This is a genomic window from Xenorhabdus entomophaga, assembly GCF_037996725.1.
In the GTDB taxonomy this organism is placed as follows: Bacteria; Pseudomonadota; Gammaproteobacteria; order Enterobacterales; family Enterobacteriaceae; genus Xenorhabdus; species Xenorhabdus khoisanae.
In genome coordinates this window covers 1-653 of sequence record NZ_JBBMXH010000306.1, presented here as the reverse complement: position 1 = coordinate 653, position 653 = coordinate 1, and the positions used below count along the sequence as shown (strand labels likewise).

Annotated in this window: 1 protein-coding gene; it reads left to right on the top strand. The window is 51.9% G+C overall.

Annotated elements, in window-relative coordinates:
* A partial coding sequence (locus tag AAC854_RS22910; RefSeq protein ID WP_340619102.1) for a helix-turn-helix domain-containing protein occupies positions 1-451 on the top strand: 451 nt, incomplete at its 5' end.
* Positions 452-653: the final 202 nt, after the last annotated feature.

Sequence of the window (653 nt, the reverse complement as noted above, 5' to 3'; positions counted from 1 at the left end):
CCCTATTCCTATGAAATCGAATATCACACTGTCTGAACCTGAACGTATTACATTACAACAACTGGCTTTGAATCACAGACATCGGGACATCCGTACGCGAGGAACGGGGTTGCTCATGCTTGCCAGAGGCATCAAACCCCGTCAGATCGCCGAGGAGATAGGATGTAGTCTCAGAGTTATCTATGACTGGGTTCACGCCTGGCATGATTCAGGGATAGCCGGATTATTAGGTGGCCATGTCGGAGGTCGATATCCCGCCATGACACCTGACATGATTGCCACCGCGGTCGAATCCGCTCGCGCAGAATCTCTGACGCTAGCCCGAATCGCACAGAAAGTTGAGGACAAGCATGGCCCTCTGCCCTGTACACTTGAGACGCTGGCTAATACCCTGAAAAAACAGGGGCTAACCTATAAACGTGCTCGCCTGTCTTTAAAAAAAACGCAATGACGCGGAGTTTGCTGAAAAAGCCGCCTTATTGAATAAAATTAAGGCGGGCGCACGGTCAGGTCATTATCGGCTGGTCTATCTTGATGAGGCAGGTTTTTCCGCCTCCCCGCCGGTGCAATACGGATGGAGTCCACGAGGTCAGCCCCATGAAGCAGAGCCGCAAAACCCGGTCAGACGGTCAGTGCTAGGTGCGCTAAATTAC